Annotated in this window: 23 protein-coding genes; 6 read left to right on the forward strand and 17 right to left on the reverse strand. The window is 44.9% G+C overall.

Annotated elements, in window-relative coordinates:
- Window positions 1-20 precede the first annotated feature (20 nt).
- On the reverse strand, window positions 21-254 hold the full coding sequence (locus tag MHI37_RS18515) for a YqzK family protein (protein ID WP_076336515.1): 234 nt from the start codon (window positions 252-254) through the stop codon (window positions 21-23).
- Window positions 255-331: 77 nt separating this feature from the next.
- Window positions 332-1,474 (reverse strand): alanine dehydrogenase, encoded by a 1,143-nt coding sequence (gene ald, locus MHI37_RS18520; protein ID WP_076336516.1) that lies wholly within the window; start codon window positions 1,472-1,474, stop codon window positions 332-334.
- 258 nt (window positions 1,475-1,732) lie between these two features.
- On the opposite strand from ald, the gene MHI37_RS18525 reads away from it, so the two are divergent.
- Window positions 1,733-2,890 carry a S8 family peptidase gene (locus tag MHI37_RS18525; protein WP_076336517.1) on the forward strand — a complete coding sequence of 386 codons (1,158 nt, stop codon included), beginning with the start codon at window positions 1,733-1,735 and terminating at the stop codon, window positions 2,888-2,890.
- Window positions 2,891-2,941: 51 nt separating this feature from the next.
- On the opposite strand, the gene MHI37_RS18530 is transcribed toward MHI37_RS18525, so the two are convergent.
- The 3 genes from MHI37_RS18530 to MHI37_RS18540 form a co-directional block, all read right to left on the reverse strand.
- Window positions 2,942-3,415, reverse strand: coding sequence for a Fur family transcriptional regulator (locus MHI37_RS18530; protein WP_076336518.1), 474 nt, complete (start codon window positions 3,413-3,415; stop codon window positions 2,942-2,944).
- A gap of 93 nt (window positions 3,416-3,508) precedes the next feature.
- Complete coding sequence (spoIIM, locus tag MHI37_RS18535) at window positions 3,509-4,129, reverse strand: stage II sporulation protein M (RefSeq protein WP_256710490.1); 621 nt, start codon at window positions 4,127-4,129, stop codon at window positions 3,509-3,511.
- A gap of 1,324 nt (window positions 4,130-5,453) precedes the next feature.
- The gene (locus MHI37_RS18540; protein ID WP_076336520.1) at window positions 5,454-6,050 is read right to left on the reverse strand and encodes an NUDIX hydrolase; all 597 of its coding nucleotides are present in this window, start codon (window positions 6,048-6,050) and stop codon (window positions 5,454-5,456) included.
- Between the two features lie 56 nt (window positions 6,051-6,106).
- Here MHI37_RS18540 and mciZ point away from each other — a divergent pair, with 56 nt between their 5' ends.
- A complete protein-coding gene (gene mciZ, locus MHI37_RS18545; protein WP_144023660.1) occupies window positions 6,107-6,271 on the forward strand; it encodes a Z-ring formation inhibitor MciZ in 165 nt (54 codons plus the stop codon).
- Between the two features lie 117 nt (window positions 6,272-6,388).
- On the opposite strand, the gene MHI37_RS18550 is transcribed toward mciZ, so the two are convergent.
- Complete coding sequence (locus MHI37_RS18550) at window positions 6,389-7,522, reverse strand: M20/M25/M40 family metallo-hydrolase (protein WP_076336521.1); 1,134 nt, start codon at window positions 7,520-7,522, stop codon at window positions 6,389-6,391.
- Window positions 7,523-7,618: 96 nt separating this feature from the next.
- Here MHI37_RS18550 and prli42 point away from each other — a divergent pair, with 96 nt between their 5' ends.
- Complete coding sequence (gene prli42 / locus MHI37_RS18555) at window positions 7,619-7,720, forward strand: stressosome-associated protein Prli42 (protein WP_179090193.1); 102 nt, start codon at window positions 7,619-7,621, stop codon at window positions 7,718-7,720.
- Here prli42 and lipB read toward each other — a convergent pair.
- The 5 genes from lipB to lpdA all read right to left on the reverse strand — a co-directional run bounded on the left by lipB (window position 7,706) and on the right by lpdA (window position 13,395).
- On the reverse strand, window positions 7,706-8,413 hold the full coding sequence (gene lipB / locus MHI37_RS18560) for a lipoyl(octanoyl) transferase LipB (RefSeq protein ID WP_076336522.1): 708 nt from the start codon (window positions 8,411-8,413) through the stop codon (window positions 7,706-7,708). The two genes, prli42 and lipB, sit on opposite strands and share 15 nt — an antisense overlap.
- Before the next feature lie 17 nt (window positions 8,414-8,430).
- A complete protein-coding gene (locus MHI37_RS18565) occupies window positions 8,431-9,732 on the reverse strand; it encodes a dihydrolipoamide acetyltransferase family protein (RefSeq protein ID WP_076336523.1) in 1,302 nt (433 codons plus the stop codon).
- Between the two features lie 120 nt (window positions 9,733-9,852).
- Complete coding sequence (locus tag MHI37_RS18570) at window positions 9,853-10,836, reverse strand: alpha-ketoacid dehydrogenase subunit beta (RefSeq protein ID WP_076336524.1); 984 nt, start codon at window positions 10,834-10,836, stop codon at window positions 9,853-9,855.
- On the reverse strand, window positions 10,836-11,870 hold the full coding sequence (locus MHI37_RS18575; RefSeq protein WP_076336525.1) for a thiamine pyrophosphate-dependent dehydrogenase E1 component subunit alpha: 1,035 nt from the start codon (window positions 11,868-11,870) through the stop codon (window positions 10,836-10,838). The genes MHI37_RS18570 and MHI37_RS18575 overlap by 1 nt, the downstream gene beginning before the upstream one ends.
- A 97-nt stretch (window positions 11,871-11,967) precedes the next feature.
- Window positions 11,968-13,395: a dihydrolipoyl dehydrogenase gene (gene lpdA / locus MHI37_RS18580; RefSeq protein ID WP_076336549.1), complete on the reverse strand. Its 1,428-nt coding sequence runs from the start codon at window positions 13,393-13,395 to the stop codon at window positions 11,968-11,970.
- 215 nt (window positions 13,396-13,610) lie between these two features.
- Between lpdA and MHI37_RS18585 the strand changes: the two genes are divergently transcribed.
- Window positions 13,611-13,904 (forward strand): DUF2627 domain-containing protein, encoded by a 294-nt coding sequence (locus tag MHI37_RS18585; protein WP_076336526.1) that lies wholly within the window; start codon window positions 13,611-13,613, stop codon window positions 13,902-13,904.
- Window positions 13,905-13,973: 69 nt separating this feature from the next.
- Here MHI37_RS18585 and coaD read toward each other — a convergent pair whose 3' ends face one another.
- Complete coding sequence (gene coaD, locus MHI37_RS18590; protein ID WP_076336527.1) at window positions 13,974-14,468, reverse strand: pantetheine-phosphate adenylyltransferase; 495 nt, start codon at window positions 14,466-14,468, stop codon at window positions 13,974-13,976.
- A 137-nt stretch (window positions 14,469-14,605) separates the two neighbouring features.
- Between coaD and MHI37_RS18595 the strand changes: the two genes are divergently transcribed.
- Window positions 14,606-14,773, forward strand: coding sequence for a mechanosensitive ion channel protein MscL (locus MHI37_RS18595; RefSeq protein ID WP_144023661.1), 168 nt, complete (start codon window positions 14,606-14,608; stop codon window positions 14,771-14,773).
- Between the two features lie 90 nt (window positions 14,774-14,863).
- On the opposite strand, the gene MHI37_RS18600 is transcribed toward MHI37_RS18595, so the two are convergent.
- The 4 genes from MHI37_RS18600 to MHI37_RS18615 form a co-directional block, all read right to left on the reverse strand.
- Complete coding sequence (locus tag MHI37_RS18600) at window positions 14,864-15,166, reverse strand: hypothetical protein (RefSeq protein WP_076336528.1); 303 nt, start codon at window positions 15,164-15,166, stop codon at window positions 14,864-14,866.
- A gap of 112 nt (window positions 15,167-15,278) precedes the next feature.
- Window positions 15,279-16,346 (reverse strand): Gfo/Idh/MocA family oxidoreductase, encoded by a 1,068-nt coding sequence (locus MHI37_RS18605; protein ID WP_076336529.1) that lies wholly within the window; start codon window positions 16,344-16,346, stop codon window positions 15,279-15,281.
- Window positions 16,347-16,370: 24 nt separating this feature from the next.
- Window positions 16,371-17,231, reverse strand: coding sequence for a sugar phosphate isomerase/epimerase (locus MHI37_RS18610; protein WP_076336530.1), 861 nt, complete (start codon window positions 17,229-17,231; stop codon window positions 16,371-16,373).
- 80 nt (window positions 17,232-17,311) lie between these two features.
- Window positions 17,312-17,476 (reverse strand): hypothetical protein, encoded by a 165-nt coding sequence (locus MHI37_RS18615; RefSeq protein ID WP_342556496.1) that lies wholly within the window; start codon window positions 17,474-17,476, stop codon window positions 17,312-17,314.
- 115 nt (window positions 17,477-17,591) lie between these two features.
- On the opposite strand from MHI37_RS18615, the gene MHI37_RS18620 reads away from it, so the two are divergent.
- The gene (locus tag MHI37_RS18620; RefSeq protein WP_076340174.1) at window positions 17,592-19,202 is read left to right on the forward strand and encodes an IS1634 family transposase; all 1,611 of its coding nucleotides are present in this window, start codon (window positions 17,592-17,594) and stop codon (window positions 19,200-19,202) included.
- Here MHI37_RS18620 and MHI37_RS18625 read toward each other — a convergent pair.
- A complete protein-coding gene (locus tag MHI37_RS18625) occupies window positions 19,163-20,242 on the reverse strand; it encodes a Gfo/Idh/MocA family oxidoreductase (protein WP_076340124.1) in 1,080 nt (359 codons plus the stop codon). The genes MHI37_RS18620 and MHI37_RS18625 overlap by 40 nt on opposite strands.
- Window positions 20,243-20,252 lie beyond the last annotated feature (10 nt).

The raw sequence follows: 20,252 nt of genomic DNA on the forward strand, positions 1-20,252 counted from the left end.
AATGCAGGATGAGCACCTAGCTACTCGCCATACCAATAAAACCATCGAAGTCGATCTGCTGCATGCTTGCTGTCTGGAGAATCAGGATCTGTGACAAAAACTTTAAGTGCATCCCCTTTAGGCTCGCGATAAGGATGTATAGGCGATACAGCATCGGCAAGCCAGCGATAGCCGCCAGTAACAATTAAGAGCAATACTGAGAAAATGAGAATAAAAAAAACTCGGCTTGTCCATCTACGAATTGAAAAAACCATATAAACCAGCCTCCTTATAGTGCCGATACTGTTGTCCATCAGTACCACCATATGAGGAGACTGCTTCAAGTAGACCTTCAATTCTGCAAGTGATCGAAAGGAATGCTTTCCAACCACTTCTCAAGCGGTGTGAAAGGCAATCCGGTTGCTAGAGCTACCGGTTCACAGGTTAGTTTCCCAGCGTGAGTATTAACTCCTTTTTGCAACGGAATGCTCCTGCGAACGGCGTCCATACCGTGATTCGCCAACTCCAGCGCAAATGGGATCGTTACATTTGTTAATGCAAAGGTAGAAGTATGAGGTACGGCACCTGGAATGTTGGCAACTGCATAATGAATAACGCCATGCTTCACATAAATGGGATCCTTATGGGTCGTAGGTCGATCAACCGTTGCAATAGAGCCTCCCTGGTCGACTGCCACATCTACAATAACGGAACCTTTCTTCATGCCCTGTACCATCTGCTCCGTCACCAAATGTGGAGCACGCGCTCCCGGAATAAGAACCGCACCAATTAGCAAATCCGCTTTCGCTGCTGCTTCAGCAATATGGTAAGGACTAGACATCACAGTTTTCACTCTTCCACCAAATATTTCATCCAAATAACGCATGCGTTCAGCGCTTTTTTCTAATATAGTCACACTAGCACCCATGCCGACCGCAATTTTTGCAGCATTCATGCCTACGATCCCACCGCCAATAATAACGACCTCCGCAGGAGGAACACCTGGTACACCTCCGAGCAGCACACCCCTTCCGCCATTAAACGCTTCAAGGAACTGCGCGCCTACCTGCACCGACATTCTGCCGGCAACCTCACTCATTGGAGAAAGCAAAGGCAAACTGCCGTTTGTCAATTGAATCGTCTCATACGCGATGCTCGTCACGCCATAGTCCATCAATGCCTTTGTCAAATCAGGCGCAGCCGCCAAATGCAAATAAGTAAACAGCAAGAGCCCCTCGCGGAAATATCCATATTCTTCTGCTAAAGGCTCCTTTACCTTCATAATCATCTCTGAACTTGACCATACCTCTGCAGCAGTGCTAAGGAGCTTAGCCCCTTCTCGCTCATAATCACTATCTTCAAAGCCGCTCCCGCTCCCTGCGCCTGCCTCAACCAATATTTGATGGCCAGCAGCAGCGAGTACCGTAACACCAGCAGGCGTTAAAGCAACACGATATTCACTTTGTTTGATTTCTTTAGGAACACCGATAATCATCCTTTTCCCTCCTCTTAATCCTGCTTATTTCATACCTCAAAAACTGCTCTTCCTATGTTGTATGATAATCACGGCAAGATTGCTCTTGCTTAATGAGACGATTTCTTATGAATACCATTCAGCGTATATTCTCCCTTATTATGCTGTGTAGTATTCCGTAAATTATTTGGGCTTGTGATAACTACCCATACGAAACCGTATGCAGTTTCATAGACTGAAGAAGAACAAGGCAATCATAATTAGGAGGTTCTAAGTCCATTGTCTAAGCTGAAAAAGATACTAAAAAGCTGTACTACCTGTATCCCTTCTAAAAAAACGAGCCGCCAGCTTATTACTCTACGTTCTTCCGAATCCTATAAGCGCTGTCTTAAACATTTAAAGGATTTAGGTATTTCTCCGTTCAAAACCGTTTCCAGCAATCATATGATCGGTTGTTATTTTAATACAAATGTATCCTCCGATATTTTGGTCAGACATCCATACATTAAGAAAGTTGAAAAGGATTTTCAAATTCGAGCGCATGGATTATTGCAAAACAAGCCAATCAAATATCGGGTACCTGCGGGACCACTGCTAACGCCTGCTACATTTCCTGCTTCTGTGCCTTGGAATATTTGCCGAGTTCAAGCGCCAGCTGCTTGGTCTACCACGAAAGGAAAAACGATAAAAGTTGCGATACTCGATACAGGAATTGCTAACCATCCTGATCTTCGAATAACGGGCGGCATCAATGTCATTGATGGAGGATCGTTTGCTGATGACAACGGACATGGCACTCACGTCGCTGGTATCGTCGCCGCTACTGGGAAATCCGGAAAATTAACTGGAGTTGCTCCAGCAGTGAATTTGTATGCGGTAAAAGCGCTGGATAAGAATGGTGATGGATACGTTTCAAATATTATCGAGGGTATTAACTGGTGTATAAAAAATCGTATGAACGTCATCAATATGAGCTTTGGCATTTTAAATTCCGAGAGCAGCAAGACGCTGCACGAAGCTATAAAAAGAGCAGCGAAGCAAGGGATTATTATGGTAGCCTCTGCCGGCAACTCTGGTATCACTTACGGTAAAATTGATGAACCCGCTTCTTTTAGTGAAACCATTGCAGTAGCAGCATCTACAATTACGAACAAGATCGCAACCTTCAGCAGTCGGGGCAGCGGAATCGGTCTTACAGCGCCTGGTGAAAATATAAACTCCACCTGGTTGAACGGAACTTATGCCAAGGTCTCTGGAACAAGCATGTCCTCCCCCCATGTAACTGGCGGCGCTGCATTGCTGCTAGCTGGAAGGCCATGCCTATCAGTCACAGAGGTTAAAAGACGACTTCTCAAAAATGCAATTAAGCTGAAAGGTTACAGTTCTCATGCACAAGGTGCTGGACTGCTGCAGCTTAATCATATTTTTGATGTCTAAGAAAATGCCAAAACGGCTTCGCCGTCCAGAAATGCTGGGCAGCTTAGCCGTTTATAATTGATTTTCAGTTGGGGTTGCACTATCATTTTTTTCTTTGCAGCGATGGCATACACCTTGAAAATCAAGACGATGATCGATTACAAAAAAACCGTATTCCTGCTCAAGCCGTTCTTCCAATGGCAAAAGCCAGTCATCCTTTATTTCATCCATAGTTCCACATTGCACACATATTAAATGGTGATGATGATGCTTGTTGCTGTCTGTACGCAAATCGTACCGTGCTACCCCATCGCCGAAATTCAGTTTTTCGACAACATGCATTTCGCTTAGTAACTCCAATGTCCGATAAACCGTCGCAAGTCCGATTTCTGGGGCTTTATCTTTTACAAGCATAAATACATCTTCGGCACTTAGATGGTCATCTTCATTCTCAAGTAACACGCGTACCGTAGCTTCGCGCTGCGGGGTTAACTTGTAGCCCTGCGACTGCAGCTGTTGTTTAATCTTTTCAATCCGGGCTTCCATGATTTCCCCCCCTACCACATGTCTGCGCCTTTTTCAGGAAACGTTTCCTCTCATTATATGTGCTAACCTGATCAAAAGTCAAACATTTTGGTGTCAGATTGTGGCGTTAACGGACGAAAGCAGAGGTGAAATCAAGCTGATTAGGTAAGGAGAGATATAGGCTTCGAACAACGCTGCACCTGCGAAAACAAATAACATCAGCATAGCTGTCGATGTGAAGGAGCCAAGCTCAGGAGCAAGCTCCCCCTTTTGCTGCAGCAATCTGTTTTTGATCACAAATATGGAGAACGAGATTGCAGCTGCACTGACGATAATCATTGCCGGAACGACAATAATGTTTTGCGGGGCAACGGACACGAGCGAGAAAAGCACGCCCTTCCAGCCGTACTGATTAATGAGCGTGCCGATTGAAAAGCCAACTAACGCACCCTTCAAAAAATTCAGCGCCAGCACCCCTGGCATTCCAACTACAGTGATGCCAAGCACCCACACTACAAGCAGCCATTTACTATGGAAAAAAAACCGTTCCCAAAATGAATCCACGCCTCCTGTGCCTAAGCCTTGATCCATAAGCCTAACATATTGGCTTACATCCTGTGCCATCTCCTGCTGCTGCTCGAGAGTAAGCGCATTGACCATGAGCGCCCCGAAAATAACACCCACAACAAACAAGACCGATACAAATACATATAGGGATAGTTGATTTTTCACCATGGTCATCAAACCCTCCTTAATGTGCAACCCTGCAGCCCTTTAGAAGGGCTTGTACCAACCTTTAAAGGCTTCTCTACCCAACCTTTAAAGGCTTCTGCCAAACCTTCAAAGGCTTCTACCAACCTTCAAAGGCGTTTCGAGCCCTCCCAAACCCTCCCTTCCAAGGGAGGGCCCCAAGGGTTGCACCCTCTGGACTCCTGCAACTGAACTAACGACGTTGAGCGTAAGATGCTTTAATGCTACGTTTTCGCTCGAACGCTTCCGTCCCTGCGGGACACGCTTTCAGTTGAATCAAATATGATTAGTTTTAAGAATAGTTTGCGCTCGACGAGACACCTTACATGCATGTATGCCTACCTACTTATTTACTTACTTACTAACCATCTCATCCCCACCCAAAAGCGAGAGAACTACAGCTACACTGCACTTTGTACAATGTAATCGGCTTTTTACTCCTTCGAGCTCTGCTACAATGTACTTTGTGCAATGGAATGGCCTAATTTATGCCCTTTTCCATGTTTTAGGGCTGTTTCTGCTGCTTTTTTACAATGTAGCACCTGAATTAAGCTTCCATGTTAGGTTTCCATTGCACTTTATGCAACGCCCGCCGCTCAGTAGCCACTATACCAACCATCGACGCATGAGTTTGATCAGAATAGTCCAATCCTTTAATCTCTTAACTAACCACTTACCACATCCCTATCTCAACTAGTCATTGCATATAATCAATGAGTGATAACAGGAAAATCTCCAGTTAATTCCTTGGAACATGCCCGTAATTATGCTTTAGCTGGAATTTCTACCTGTAATTCTTAGGGAGTCAGCTATATAACTAGTTATGAAAAATTAACATCAGAAATTCCTGTTAATTCACCATTAGTCTCCCTGCTTCGATGAATAGCTGGAGTTATTCCTGTTAATTCACAATGTGAATATATATAAGTTGAACTTGAAAAATGAAGTTACAGCGAAGCGAGTAGATCGTTCTGGAGAAACGAAGTGTTCGCCTTTGCAGCCGGATTCTTACCTTTAAATGTCTAACAAAATCAAAGAATCTGGCTGCAACCGCGACCCTTCAGAATGATCTTCTCGCACAGCGCTCAAAACGTAAATTTCTAGTTCAACTTATATAGGTTGCTTAGCATTGAATATGACGAATAAAAAGTCTGCTTTTACTGTTTCATATATTTCAAAAAGTTGTAAGTTAATAGTAGAGAGTTAGTCAAAGCGAGTTTTCAAAAAAATACATGTTTAAGGGTTGTCTTTGTATTGTATGAGGATGTTATCGGTGGTATGACGGGTTTTAGAGGAAAGAAAGGGTCGGCTAGAGCCGACCTGTGAGTATGTAGAGCTTCCACGCATATACAGCTAAAATCGTTTTGGCATCGCTAATGCGACCTTCTTGTATGTAAGCCTCGGCTTGCTCAAGAGTAATCGCCTCGACTCTTAAATCCTCATCATCGTCTGGATTTTGAACGCCTTGCTCAACTTTGTCAGTGAAATAAACGTACAGCTTCTCATCTGCAAAGCCTGGCGAGGTATAGAAGGCGCTTAAGAGCTTGAGATCATCTGAGCGGTAACCCGTTTCTTCCTCCAGCTCACGAGCGGCGGCAGTTAATGGGTCTTCTCCAGGGTCAAGCTTGCCCGCAGGTATTTCAATTTGATATTTTTCAAGCGGCTTGCGGAATTGCTCCACGACTAGCAGCTTGCCGTCTAATAAAGCCATAACCGCAGCAGCGCCGGGATGCTTCACAATTTCTCTTGTGGCCGTTTTGCCATCTGCCAGCGTAACCGTATCCACCTGCAAGGTAATCATTTTACCTTCAAATATGGATTCGGTCTTAATCGTTTCTTCACGCCATATTTCTGCTGGCTGTTGTTCTTTCAAGCGTATCGCTCCTTCATATGTTTTATTTCGCATATCTTGTCCAAACCCTGCATAACTATCATTATATCAAATTGACGGGGGCGAATCATATGAAACAATATGTTGCTTTAAACCATTTGCGTTTAGTAGGAAAAGGCTGGGAGATCCGTCATCAGCTGCGCAAGCTGTCTGCTTCAACACTATCACGTACGCCGATGTCCGAGTACACCAATGTCATTAGCATAAAGCGTCTACCTTTGGAAAACACCAATTAATTCACTTTCTAATCGTAGTTATTATATTCAGACAAAAACCCTCCATCCGTGTTCAGCCTGTGCTGAGCTCTAGGATTGAAGGGCTTTCTGTCTTGTTCATCGATCATGTTAACTGAACTATTCCGATGCTGCTGCTTGTTTAATAATTTCTACAACCAGCTCTGCTGTTTTGACCAAATTCTCAACCTTGATCTGTTCCTTTGTCGTATGAATATGCTCATAGCCAACTGCCAGATTAACTGTAGGAATCCCAAATCCGTTAAAAATATTCGCGTCGCTGCCGCCGCCTGAATGAAAAGTACGCGGCGTGCGTCCAATTACATGTATAGCTTTCATTGCAAGCTGTACGACTGGAGCGTCATCTTCATGTTGATAAGCAGGATATATCACCTGACTATCCAGCTCTCCGCGTCCGCCAAACTCCTCTGCAGCGCTCTCAACAGCCTTGCGCATCGCTTCGACTTGATTGTCCAGCTTATGCTGCACAATACTTCTTGCTTCCGCATCCAGCTTCACATAATCACATACGATATTCGTTGCACCGCCGCCCTCAAAACGTCCAATATTAGCAGTCGTTTCTTCATCAAGGCGACCTAGCGGCATTCTAGCGATTGCCTTTGCAGCAATCTGAATAGCGCTAATGCCATCCTCCGGGTTAACTCCTGCATGAGCGGAGCGTCCGAACATTTTAATCGTCACTTTGGCTTGCGTTGGCGCAGCAACAGCAATATCACCAATCGCCCCATTAGAATCAAGGGCGTAACCAAATTTTGCTTCCAGCCTTGAAGCATCTAGCGAACGCGCTCCGAGTAGACCAGACTCCTCACCGACAGTAATGACAAATTGAATGCGTCCATGAGGGATGGACTGCTCTTGAATAACCCGAATAGCTTCAAAAATAGCAGAAATTCCTGCCTTATCATCCGCGCCAAGAATAGTCGTCCCATCGCTCCTTATGTAGCCATCATCATCCAACTGCGGCTTGATCCCTACGCCTGGAGAAACTGTATCCATATGACAAGTAAAAAATATCGTAGGTACAGCAGCCTTCGCATCCGTTGCTTCCCAAATCACAAACAAATTGCCTGCACCATGGCCCGTCTTCTGCGCAGCGTCATCCTCACTTGTTTGCAAACCGAGTGCTTCGAATTTTTGTTTAAGCAGTTTGCTTATTTCCTGTTCATGCTTCGTTTCACTATCAACCTTTACCAGCTGCATAAATTCGTCCACTAATCGATCCTTTGCAATCATTAACGTTTCCTCCGTCCCTTACTTTCGTATACAATAGAGTAAATGACAAGCTCATAGCATGCTATGATGTTTCACATCACGAAGGAGGTTTTCCTTATGCGCAGACAGCGAATGATTCGAATTATTGCCATTGTACTCGTATCCGCACTACTGTTGTCATCCTTGGTAGCAGGCCTTGGATCTTTATTTCTTTACTAGTCCCAAAATACATTTGAATTCCTTCACAAAGTGAGGCAGCAGCTCCTCGGCAGCTTTCTCCACAGATAGCTCCAGCCCTGTTAAATCATTAAAGGAAGCAACACCGAATTGCTGAATGCCGCAAGGCACAATTCCGTTGAATCCTTCCGCCGCAATTCCGGATTTGATATTGAGAGCAAATCCATGACTTGTAATAAAGCCTCGGCTATGCCGGGCTTTATTAAATTTCACTCCGATTGCCGCTATTTTAGCATCTCCAACCCATACTCCTGTATATTCTGGCTTTCTACCCGCTTCTATACCATACTCAGCAAGCCAATTAATAATAACCTGCTCCATACTGCGCAAGTACGCATGCAAATCAAGACCTACCGCATCCAAATACAGCAAAGGATAACCAACAAGCTGTCCTGGACCATGGTAAGTGATGTCACCGCCACGATCAATTTGGAACAATGAGATGCCTCGCTTCTGCAGCTCTGCTTCATCTAATAGCAGATGCTCAGGGTGCTTGTCAGAGCCCATCGTATAGGTAGGTGGATGCTGAAGAAGGAGCAGCGTCTGCTCGCGCTCCTCCTTGTCAATTTGCTTTACGTATTCTTTTTGCAGCTCCCACGCTTCAGCGTATTCGAGCATGTCAATATAATGGGCATCCAGCCGTCTTAAGCCATTTGCGTTATCCGCTTCAGCCATGATGGTGTTCCCCTTTTCTAATACAATTTACTTTCAAGATTAAAGCTCTCCAAATTATCCTTAACACGCTGCAAGAAGCGTCCACAAATGACGCCGTCCAATATGCGATGATCGAGTGATAGGCATAAGTTCGCCATTGAGCGCACAGCGATCATATCGTTAATGACTACTGGACGCTTCACGATCGATTCGAACGTTAAAATAGCAGCCTGCGGATAGTTAATGATTGGGTATGACAAGATAGAACCAAAGGACCCTGTATTATTGACAGTGAACGTTCCACCCTGCATATCCGAGAGCGTCAGCTTACCTTCCCTCGTCCTGCGCGCAAGATCTTCAATTTCTTTGGCTAGACCTGCAACGTTTTTGTGATCGGCGTTTTTGATGACCGGTGTAAGCACCGAGTCCTCCGTCCCGACTGCAAGAGCGATGTTGATATCCCGCTTCACAATAATTTTGTCTACCGCCCACATCGAATTCATGATCGGCACGTCTTTGATCGCATTAACTACCGCCTTAAGAAGGAAGGCCAAATAAGTCAGGTTAATACCTTCACGCTTCATGAAATCCTCTTTCAGCTTATTGCGAAGAAGAACTAGATTCGTTACATCCACTTCAATCATCGTCCAAGCATGGGGAATTTCACTCACGCTTTGCCGCATATTGCGAGCAATGGTATTACGTATTGGCGTCACATCAATAAAGTTATCTCCACGACCCATTCCCGCTGCACCTTCTACCTCGATTTTTGGAAATCTAGGCGTTTCTGTCAAATGCATACCAGAGGAGCGTACCTGCGCAGATACATCAATCGTTTTTGGTGCTTGTTCAGATGAATTACCTGCACCAGAGGCTACGTATACGAGTACGTCCTTACGCGTAATTCTACCTCCTAGTCCCGTTCCTGGAACATCGGTCAAACGTATCGAATGCTCGGCTGCTAATTGCTGTACAGCTGGAGAGAAGCGATTGCGCATAGGCGCATCCACCATCTCAACTACAGCTTCCTCCACTGCACCACTCTGTGATGAGCTTGATGGAGCGGTACTTGCAGTACCCGCCTGATCTGCTGCTCCTTCGGTTTCGATGATGCAGATCGCTGTCCCGACTGGAACCGTCTCACCCTTGCCAACTAAAATTTGAACAAGCTTACCAGCAACAGTGGATGGCAACTCCGCATTTACTTTATCCGTAATAATTTCACAGACAGGCTCATAAATATCAATCCAATCACCTGGTTGCTTCAGCCATTTATCAATCGTGGCCGATACGAGCGATTCCGCAAGCTGCGGCACGACGATTTCTGTCATTGTTTTCATAATTCACATCTCCCAACTGGACCAAGCATAAACGGCTTCCGCCGTCCTCTGGCGGCGCAGCATACGTTTCGCGGTGACATTCGTCCTAACTACAAAAGCTATTTAGATAGCTTGGTTATGCTAATAAAGCGCAAGCTGCCGCATGGCTTCTTTTACTTTCTCCTTGTTCAGCAAGAAAAACTTTTCGCCAGGAGGATTAATTGGCATTGCCGGCACATCCGGCCCGCATAAGCGCATAATTGGAGCATCCAGCTCATAAAGCAGCTCCTCGGCAATAATTGCGGATACTTCAGCTCCAACGCCTCCGGTCTTATTATCCTCATGGATAATAATCACCTTGCCTGTTTTGCGAACAGCCTCAAGAATTCCTTCTTTATCGAGCGGCTGGAGCGTTCTTAGATCAAGAATATGGGCACTGATGCCCTCTGCCTCAAGCTCTGCAGCTGCCTGCTCTACAAAATACAGCGGCATGCTGTAGCCGATAACCGTAATATCATCGCCTTCACGAAGCACATTTGCTTTACCGATCGGTACGATGTAATCGTCGTCTGGCACTTCACCCGTAATGAGCTTATAGCATTTTTTGTTTTCAAAATAAAGCACAGGGTCCGGGTCGCGCACCGCAGCCTTCAACAATCCCTTCGCATCGTATGCGCGGTAGGGTGCTACGATTTTCAAACCGGGCGTACCAAAAAATACCGATTCCGGACATTGCGAATGGTACAAGCCTCCAAAAACACCGCCGCCAATTGGCGCACGAATGACAATCGGGCATGTCCAGTCATTATTCGAACGGTAACGAATTTTTGCAGCTTCGCTTATAATTTGGTTAGTGGCTGGGAACATGAAATCCGAATATTGCATCTCAGCAATGGGCTTCATGCCATACATAGCGGCGCCAATAGCAACACCGGCGATGGCAGATTCCGCGAGCGGAGTATCAAGCACACGAGCCTCGCCAAATTGCTCTTGAAGCCCCTTCGTCGTTGTAAACACGCCTCCCTTGAGCCCTACATCCTCACCCAATACAAAGACATCTGCGTCACGTTCCAGTTCTTCCTTCATCGCCTGGCGTATTGCATCAATATATTCAATTACTGCCATTATTCCCCGCCTCCTTGCCCAGCATCATCTGCATATACATGCAGCAATGTAGATTCAGGCGTCGGGAATGGCGCTTTATCGCCATAATCGGTAGCCTCGTCAAGCAGCTTGCGGATTTTCGCTAGAAGCTCAGTCTCAAGCTCCTCATTCCAAATGCCGCAATCCATTAGGTATTGTTTATATTTAGGTATGCCATCCTTCGCACGATGCGTATCTACCTCTTCCTTCGTCCGGTAAGCAAGATCGTTATCTGAAGTGGAATGCGGTGAAATCCGGTACATTAACGCTTCAATAAGCGTCGGCCCTTCACCTGCAATTGCACGCTCGCGAGCTTCCTTAACGATGCGGAATACTTCAAGCGCATCATTTCCGTCGACTTGAATACCAGGGAAGCCGTAGCCAATCGCTCGATCCGCAACAGGCGCTGCGATTTGCTTGTGCACAGGCACTGAAATGGCATATTGATTGTTCTCACACATGAAAATAACAGGCAGCTTATGCACACCTGCAAAGTTGCAGCCCTCATGGAAGTCGCCTTGATTGCTCGACCCTTCGCCAAAGGTGACGAAGCTGACAATCGGGTCGCTCTTCATTTTTGCTGCAAGCGCAATGCCTACCGCATGTGGAACCTGCGTAGTAACCGGACTTGATCCGGTAACTATTCGAAGCTTCTTGTGGCCGAAGTGTCCCGGCATTTGGCGTCCGCCGCTATTAGGGTCCTCTGCTTTGGCGAACACAGAGAGAAGCAGCTCACGCAGTGTCATCCCTACCGCGAGTACGAAGCCATAATCGCGATAATAAGGGAGATAGTAATCTCTCTCGCGGTCAAGCGCATACGCTGCGGCAACCTGTGCTACCTCTTGGCCTACACCAGATACGTGGAAATTAATTTTCCCCGCACGCTGCAGCAGCAGCATACGCTCGTCAAACTTACGTGCCGTCACCATAGTGGCATACATATCAATTGCTTGCTCATCGCTAAGCCCGAGTTCCAAATGACGAATATTTTGCCCAGTAGAAGCAGATTGGGTCATAAGGTGTTCCTCCTTTTTTCAAGCTATTATAACCTGGTACTAAGACTTGATCATATATATTATAACTCCAATTGATCCAAAAAGAAAACAGTCTGAATTAGAACGATATTGCGTTGCCGTCAACAGCCAGCATAGCCTCTCCCAGCGCCTCTGCAAGTGTCGGATGCGGATGTATCATTTGACCGACCTCCCAAGGTGTTGCATTGAGTACACCTGCTAGCGCAGCCTCTGAGATTAAGTCTGTAGCATGAGCACCAATCATATGAACACCAACGATATCATTTGTTTTCCGATCAGCGATAACCTTAACGAAACCATCCTTCTCACCTAAAACAAGAGCTTTACCGATAGCTTGGAAAGGGATTTTTCCTGTCTTAATGTCATGGCCCTTTGCACGAGCACCATCCTCGGTTAGACCGTAGGAAGCAATCTCTGGACGCGAGTAAATACATCTAGGAATGAGATGCGCTTCTATAGCCGGTGGCTTCTTGCCACTAATATGCTCTGCTGCGATTAAGCCCTCATGTGCTGCCGCATGGGCTAGCTGGACTCCACCGATAACATCTCCGATTGCATAAATATGAGGCTCGCTCGTTTGTCCAAAAGCATTGACCTCGATTACTCCGTTCGTTGTGCGAATATCCGTATTCTCAAGGCCGATTCCCTCAACATTTGCTTGCCGGCCAACAGATATCAACAGCTTCTCTGCCGTTAGCAGTACTTCTCCATCCTCTGTAGACGCCACAATAGAGACCTCATCGTTCTCAACCTTATATTGCTCCGTTTGGAGCTGTACACTAGTCAGTACACGTACGCCGCGCTTTCGAAGCACTCTAGTCAGCTCAGCAGACACCTCGGTATCTTCACCCGGCAGCAGCCTTGAGCCCGACTCGATCAGCGTTACCTGTACACCAAAATCCTGCAGCATCGATGCCCACTCGACCCCAATGACGCCGCCGCCAACAATCATAATAGAACGGGGAAGCTTATCCATAAGAAGTGCTTCATCGCTAGATAATATGTATTGGCCATCCGGTGATAGACCAGACAATTGACGCGGCCTTGAGCCTGTAGCGATAATCAAATTCTTCGAGACAACCGATTCCATCTCGCCGTCCGGCAATTCGACCGCAAGCGATCCGCTTCGAGGTGAGAAAATTGAAGGACCAATTACTCTACCCTTGCCTTGAATGATTTGAATGCCGTTTTTTTTCATTAACCCTTGAAGTCCGCGGTAAAGCTGCTCCACCGTCTGCTCCTTGCGCTGCTGTACTTTATTATAGTCGAGCGTAATTGCCCCTTCAGCCACCTGAATACCATATGAGCTTGCTTCAAGCAGCGTTGAATATACCTCTGCGCTGCGCAGCAGCGACTTGCTAGGTATACATCCTTTATGCAAGCAGGTTCCGCCTAGCTTGTCCATTTCAATAATAGCGACACTTTTACCAAGCTGAGCAGCTCGTATCGCTGCCGTGTATCCACCAGGTCCGCCTCCAAGAACTGCTACGTCCACTTGTATAGCCAAAAAAATCATTCCCTTCATCTATTGCCATCAATATATGCTTATACTTCTTCTTTCAAGTCGCAGACTTGTCCATTCGCATTGTAGCATGACATTCAACCCTATTGTACCTGTTTTTACCGCTGCTCGCATCGTGCTTTTATGAATTAGACACCATGCCCGTAAAAAGGTATGATAGAGATTACTGTATATTTCCCCTTTAAGGAGACCCTATATTTATGAAATTAGTAGCTGCCCGTTTTATTGCTATCCTTATGCTCGTTATTCCAGGTCTGTTGGCTTGCTTCGGCTTTCTCAAAATGAAAGATTCAGTATTTGTCTACTTTTCGGAATTCGGTAACGAAGCCATAACACCTGATTTTGATTGGTTAAAATTTTTGCTAGGCTTTATTATGTTTATCGCTGGCGCCGGCTTTATCGCAGGGTGGACATTTTTCCGAGATCGGAAACGGAATTATGTCGCTACACGATTCAAAGAGAAGCGTCCTCGGCCTCCTAAGCCGCAAAGCTAATTCACTCTAAACGTATTCTAATCCGCAAAGCCGCGAATATGATAATCGCTGCTCTGCGGATTTCTTTAATTAAGTAGTCTCTCCGCGATATTCCACGTAATCAAGCATCTGCATATACGCTTTGGGCACCATATAAGATGCAGCAAGCTCTATTTTATCAGACATAAGAAACATTCTTACGAGCGAGCTGCTCGTTTGCATATAGTGTGTGTAAGGTGACAAATAAATCGTATCCGCCATCGTTGCATTGCGAATATATTGCTCTAGCTGAAGCTCATACTCAAGATCCGTAGCATTGCGAATCCCTCTTATAATTACATTTATATCATGCTCGTTAACATAATCAGCTACAATGCCTTCAAAAGGAACGATCTTTATTTTCTCATCAAGCTGAATCGATAAAGCGACCAGCTCCGTGCGCTGCTCAATTGTAAAATAATGCTTCTTCGACCGATTGTTCGCTACAATAATATGAACCTCACTAAACAAATGGAAGGCACGCTCGATTACAGACACATGTCCAAGCGTTATAGGGTCAAAGCTTCCTGCGTAAACAGCCCTCATCCTGTCACCTCATAATTGAATAGTTTACATTGCGATAATTCTCTCAACATACGATTACAATTGTCTACATTTCATTTTATCATTCCGTAATACAACAGGATTATGATTAGAGCATCCTAAGAAGAAGAGGTGCACCAATGAAAATCGTATTCGATGTAACTGTAGACGGAAAAGTAAAGGAAACTATTCAGCCTCAGACTCAGCGCCTAAAAGAAATTCATAGCTTAATCAAAGCAGAATCGGCTGGTTTAATCAAGAAGTATGGCAGCAATGTTTGTCTAAACCGAAGAGTTATCTACAATTGAGGCATCCAAGGATGACCTTTTTTTGTTTCGCGGCAACAAAAAAGCCAACGGAATATTCCGAAGGCTCGTTCATTTCCACTTATTTCTTGATCACTTTGGCTCTTCGAATGGAGAAGAACCTTGAAGTGGATTATTTTGAATAGTCATTGCTTCAGCTTGCGCCTGTAGCAGCATTTGTTGTGCCAATTCAACATCTTGATGTTCTTGCCTGACTTGCTGCTGTGCTTGTAACACTTGCTGAGTTTCCATTTGCAGCAGCTGTTCTGCTTCTAATAATTGTTGGCTTTCTGCTTGTAATAGTTGATGCGCCGCTTGAACTTCTTGTTGTGCTTGCTGCAATTGTTTATTTTCCTGAAGATCAGCAGCTAACTGTTGTTGATTTCGATTCACCATGAACGACCCTCCAATAATTATTGATTCAGCTCTAGATTGACCAATATTTATAGTTCTCTTAATATCGTTTTTTATGCTGATCATTAATTGGAATTAGTCAGACAGAATACTCTTATCTTCTACGAAGCGTTACGGGCTGGCCGCTATTATTCGATTCATAAATGGCAAGAATGATTTCCAGCGGCTTTCTTCCTTCGATTCCATTTACGAAGGGTTCACGCTTCTCTTCAATTGAATCTATCATATCCTCAAATTGAAGCATATGTGTACGACCGGAAATGGACATTGGATTTGAAGCGCCGTTGCTCATTTCGTTTTTTTCTCTGCGATCACTCTCATCTATGATCTCTTCATCGTTTTTACCCTCTGGATTCTTGTACTTACAGATGACTAAAACTCCATTTTCAATCACTGCGCTGCCTTTAGTTCCAAATATTTCAAGCCTCGTTTGTAAACCTGGAAACGCCGAGGTCGTCCCTAGAAGCGTTCCCATCGCCCCATTGCGGAATCGCAAGGTAGCAACCGCCACATCTTCCACTTCGATTCTATCATGTCCTAACGTCTCACAATGAGCAAAAACAGTGTCAACGGGACCCATTATATACTGCAGAATATCGACGATGTGGATGCCTTGATTCATTAAAGCCCCGCCGCCATCCCATGCCCATTTGCCCCGCCAAGTGCTCTTATCGTAATATTCCTGTGAGCGGTACCAATTGATAGCTCCAGTACCGAGAACTACTTTACCAAATGCTCCTTGTTCAATCAGACGTTTAACTTTGATTACACTCTCTTCCAAACGATGCTGTGAAATGACGCTGATCTTAGTCCCAGAAAGGTGAAATGCCTCAATCATTTGATCCGATTTATCCAGTAAAATGTCCATTGGCTTTTCTGTCATCACATGTTTCCCTGCTTTTGCACACGCAATGGCTTGATCACCATGCATGCTGCTTGGCGAGCAGATGTTTACAATGTCAATTTCGCTATCCTCAAGCATTTCATCGAGATTCGTATACGCCTTGCAGCCAAAGCGTTCAGCAAATGCTTGACCACGAACAGGATTTCGATCACAAATGGCAACAAGTCGAGCTCTTTCTACTTTTTGTAACAGCTCCGCATGAAAGGTTCCTATATTTCCGGTTCCAATAATAGCAAAACCGTATGTTTTATTGACCACTCTCTATCATCCCCTGTCTAAAACTTAAAACCAGTCAGCATAGCCTAATTTTCTCAGGTTGTCTCCAGAGGTTTTCAAGCAATCAAATGGATCGCGTCCGTAAACATCGTCTTGCTCCACTAAGAAATACTGCGAGCCGCTTTCAAGGCCAGCTTCAATAATTCCTTTAATGTCAAGGTTGCCTTCTCCAACCTCTGCGAATTCCACCACATTGGAGAATGCCTGCATAAATTTGCTCATGTCTCCTCCCGCTAAGGAGCTGACATCAATCTGGCCTATACGGTAATCTTTCAAATGTATTAAGGCAATTCGGCCTGCGTATTTTCTAATAAACTCCGCAGGGTTTTCCCCGCCTCTTTGAATCCAGTGAATATCAAATTCAAAGCCGATATGAGTGGTATTGTTTTTGATGATATCCAATAAGTATTCACCATCATATTTTTGGAATTCGATATGGTGGTTATGATAGTACAATTCAATTTGGTGCTCTGCTAATTTCACTGCGACTTCATCTGCTTTTTTTACAAACTCCATGATTTTATCTTTATTACCAATTGCAGTGAACGGAAGCATTCCGATACGCAAAAAGTTACAATCTAATGTTTTGCAGTCACTTACAATTTTATCAAAGTCAGCAGCTAATGTCTCGCCTGGCATACCTGGCATCATAGGTTCTACTGCGGCAGAAAGCGAGGCCACTTTGATATCGAAATCTGCGCAGGCTCTTTTTAGCTCTGACACATTTTCGGCAGTCATCGGAATTTGTGATATCTCTACACAGTGGTATCCCAGCTCATTTAGCTTTCTCATCGTCTCATAAACGCCTATTTCCTCCACTTTTCCTTTGAGCATCATCATTTGAACGCCAATTTTTCCTTTTTTCATTTTATATCCCTCCATTAGTTTCATGTTATAAACTAACTCATAACCAATACGGCTATGAGTTAGTGCGATTCTATTAGATTTTATGATTTGGCAGGAATCCGTTTCTCTTCTTCAATCTTTTTATTTAGTTCGGCCAAATACAGCTCTTCATCAAATGGGATTTCTACTTCTTTACCTAAGAAGCTGGATAGATGAATCGCATTTGCCAGTCTAACGCCATGTATCCTGGATTCCCGCCGAAACATAACGATCCCATAATAAAAAACGACAGAAACCCTTACAAACACTGATTTTTTGGTGTTTTTTTCTTGCCACAAACCTCGTTATGTGTTATACTAATACATAACGAGGTGAGGGAAATTGGCGACTATCGTCTACCAAAAGGACAACCGTTCCGGTATTACTTATGCCTACGAATCTGTTTCGTATTGGGACAAAGAAAAGAAGCAATCTCGTGCAAAGCGCACGCTCATTGGACGTGTCGATCCCCATTCGGGGGAAATCGTCCCGACTGACGGTAGAGGGCGGAAGGAACAATCCATTTCTACCGCTACAAAACGCGGTCCCGTTCCGTCCACACAAATGGCCAGAAAGTTTTATGGGGCGACTTATCTTTTCGATGCCATTGGGGAAAATCTCGGTATCGTTCAAGATCTGAAGCAGTGCTTTCCGGAACTGGCTCAGCAGATTCTATCTATCGTCTATTACCTGATTCTGGAGGACAACAATCCGCTTTACCGCTTCGAGAAATTTGATCTCCTACATAAGCATCCTTACGGCAAAAACATTTCTTCACAGCGCAGCAGTGACATCTTCGCCTCCATTACAGAGGAGGCGAAAAGCCGATTCTTCCGACTGCAAGGAAAACGCCGCACGGACAAGGAATATTGGGCTTACGACATTACGTCCATTTCCAGCTATTCCGAAGGGCTGCGCCAGGTGCAATACGGTCGGAATAAAGAAGGCGATCCGCTGGCACAACTGAATCTGGCGCTTGTGTTTGGCGAAACCTCTAATCTGCCGTTTTATTACCGCAAGCTGGCCGGAAACATCCCGGATGCCAAGACGCTCACCAACCTGCTGGCCGATTTCGCTACGCTCGGTTTTTCTAAAGTGAAGCTGGTTATGGATCGTGGATTTTATAGCGAAGCTAACATCAATGCGCTGTTCAAATCACACTTGAAGTTTCTGATCTCCGCCAAGATGTCACTGTCTTTCATCCGCCATGAATTGGACGGCATTTATGATCGATTTCGCAGCTTTGAGCACTACAATGAGAAATACGAACTCTACTGCCACACCGTTCAGACAGAGTGGAACTATACCGAGCATCGTCCTTACAAAGGCGATACGATCACCGAACCCAGGCGCCTGTACATTCATTATTACTACAACATCGATAAAGCCGCCGAAGATGAAAAAGCCTTTGATCGCAAGTTAATCGGGTTGCTGAAGGAACTCGAATCAGGCCGCCCTATTCCGGAGCATGAGTCGCAATACAAGAAATACTTTGAGGTAAAAACCACACCCAAACGTGGAGCTCGTGTGACGGTCAAGGAGGAAGTGGTTGCCAAAGCCAAGCGTTACTACGGTTATTTCGCTCTGGTGACCAATGAAACGATGGATGCCGTCACTGCGCTTGAATTATATCGGAACAAGGACGTGGTCGAGAAAGCCTTCGGCAATTTAAAGGAACGCCTCAATATGCGTCGAACGTTGGTTTCTTCCGAACAAAGTCTGGACGGCAAGCTATTTGTTGAATTTGTGGCACTCATCTATCTTTCGTACATCAAAAAGAAAATGCAGGATGTCGGTCTGTTTAAAACCTATACGATGCAGGGTGTTCTGGATAAGCTCGATGTCATTGAATGCTTTGAAACGCCAGGAGAAGAACTGCGTGTGGGAGAAATTCTTGAGAAACAGAAGGAAATCTACTTCAGTTTGGGGATCGAACCGCCATCCTCGTTATGAGTTGGCGGGAATCCAGGATGTATGCCATCACTGCCAGGTGCTATTAAAGGTGTCCCATCTATAATATTTGCAGCAAAATTCTCCATAACGGATATATGCTGTACACCCCAGGCATTTTCAAATTCAAGCACTTCTTCGCTGAAAATATTAGAATCACTTTGACCCATGAAAATTTTCATAACATCCTGCATGCTCATGGTGCTGCTCATTTCAGACTCGGGTTTTGCAAGCCGTTTGATGGTAATCTTCTTGCTGCCATCAACAACGATCTTACCTTTGTCTCCTAAAATTTCAAAACGATCCGTACCCAGAACATCATGTGTACAGGTAACAAATACACCAGTAGCACCATTCTCGTAGTCAAACATTGCGGTTACTTCATCTTCAACAGCGATCTTTCTTTGGTAGCCGTATTTCACATTGGCGTATACTTTCTTCGGCATACCGCAAATCCACTGAAGCAAATCTAACTGATGGGGTGCTTGGTTAACAAGTACACCGCCTCCTTCGCCTCCCCAGGTTGCTCTCCACTCACTTTGATCGTAGTAGCCCTGCGGTCTCCACCAGGTTGTAATCAACCAGTTAGTCCGGCGGATTGCACCGATTTCACCGCTATCAATCAGTTCTTTGAGTTTTTGATAGAGTGGATTCGTTCTCTGATTGAAGAAAATAGCAAAGGTCAGCTCAGGTTTTGTTGCTGCAAAATCGTTTAATTCTTGAACCTGTTTCGTATAAACGCCCGCTGGTTTTTCTACCAAGGCATGGATACTTCTCTTTAATGCCTCTATTCCCATCTCTGGGTGTAGATAGTGCGGTACACAGGTAACGATTGCGTCAACGTCACCGCTTTCTAGCATTTCTATATAGTTATCATAGAAAGGAATGTCTGGATACTTTTCTGCAGACAACAATTTTTTAGCTGGATCAATGTCACAAATAGCCCCTATAACCATATTTTCAACTTTTCCATCTGCCAAAAATCCAGCGTAATATCCGCCTTCTGCTCCCAAACCGATAATTCCCAATCTTACATTTTTCATAATAATTTGC

The sequence above is a fragment of the Paenibacillus sp. FSL H8-0548 genome (genome assembly GCF_038630985.1).
Classification (GTDB): Bacteria; Bacillota; Bacilli; order Paenibacillales; family Paenibacillaceae; genus Pristimantibacillus.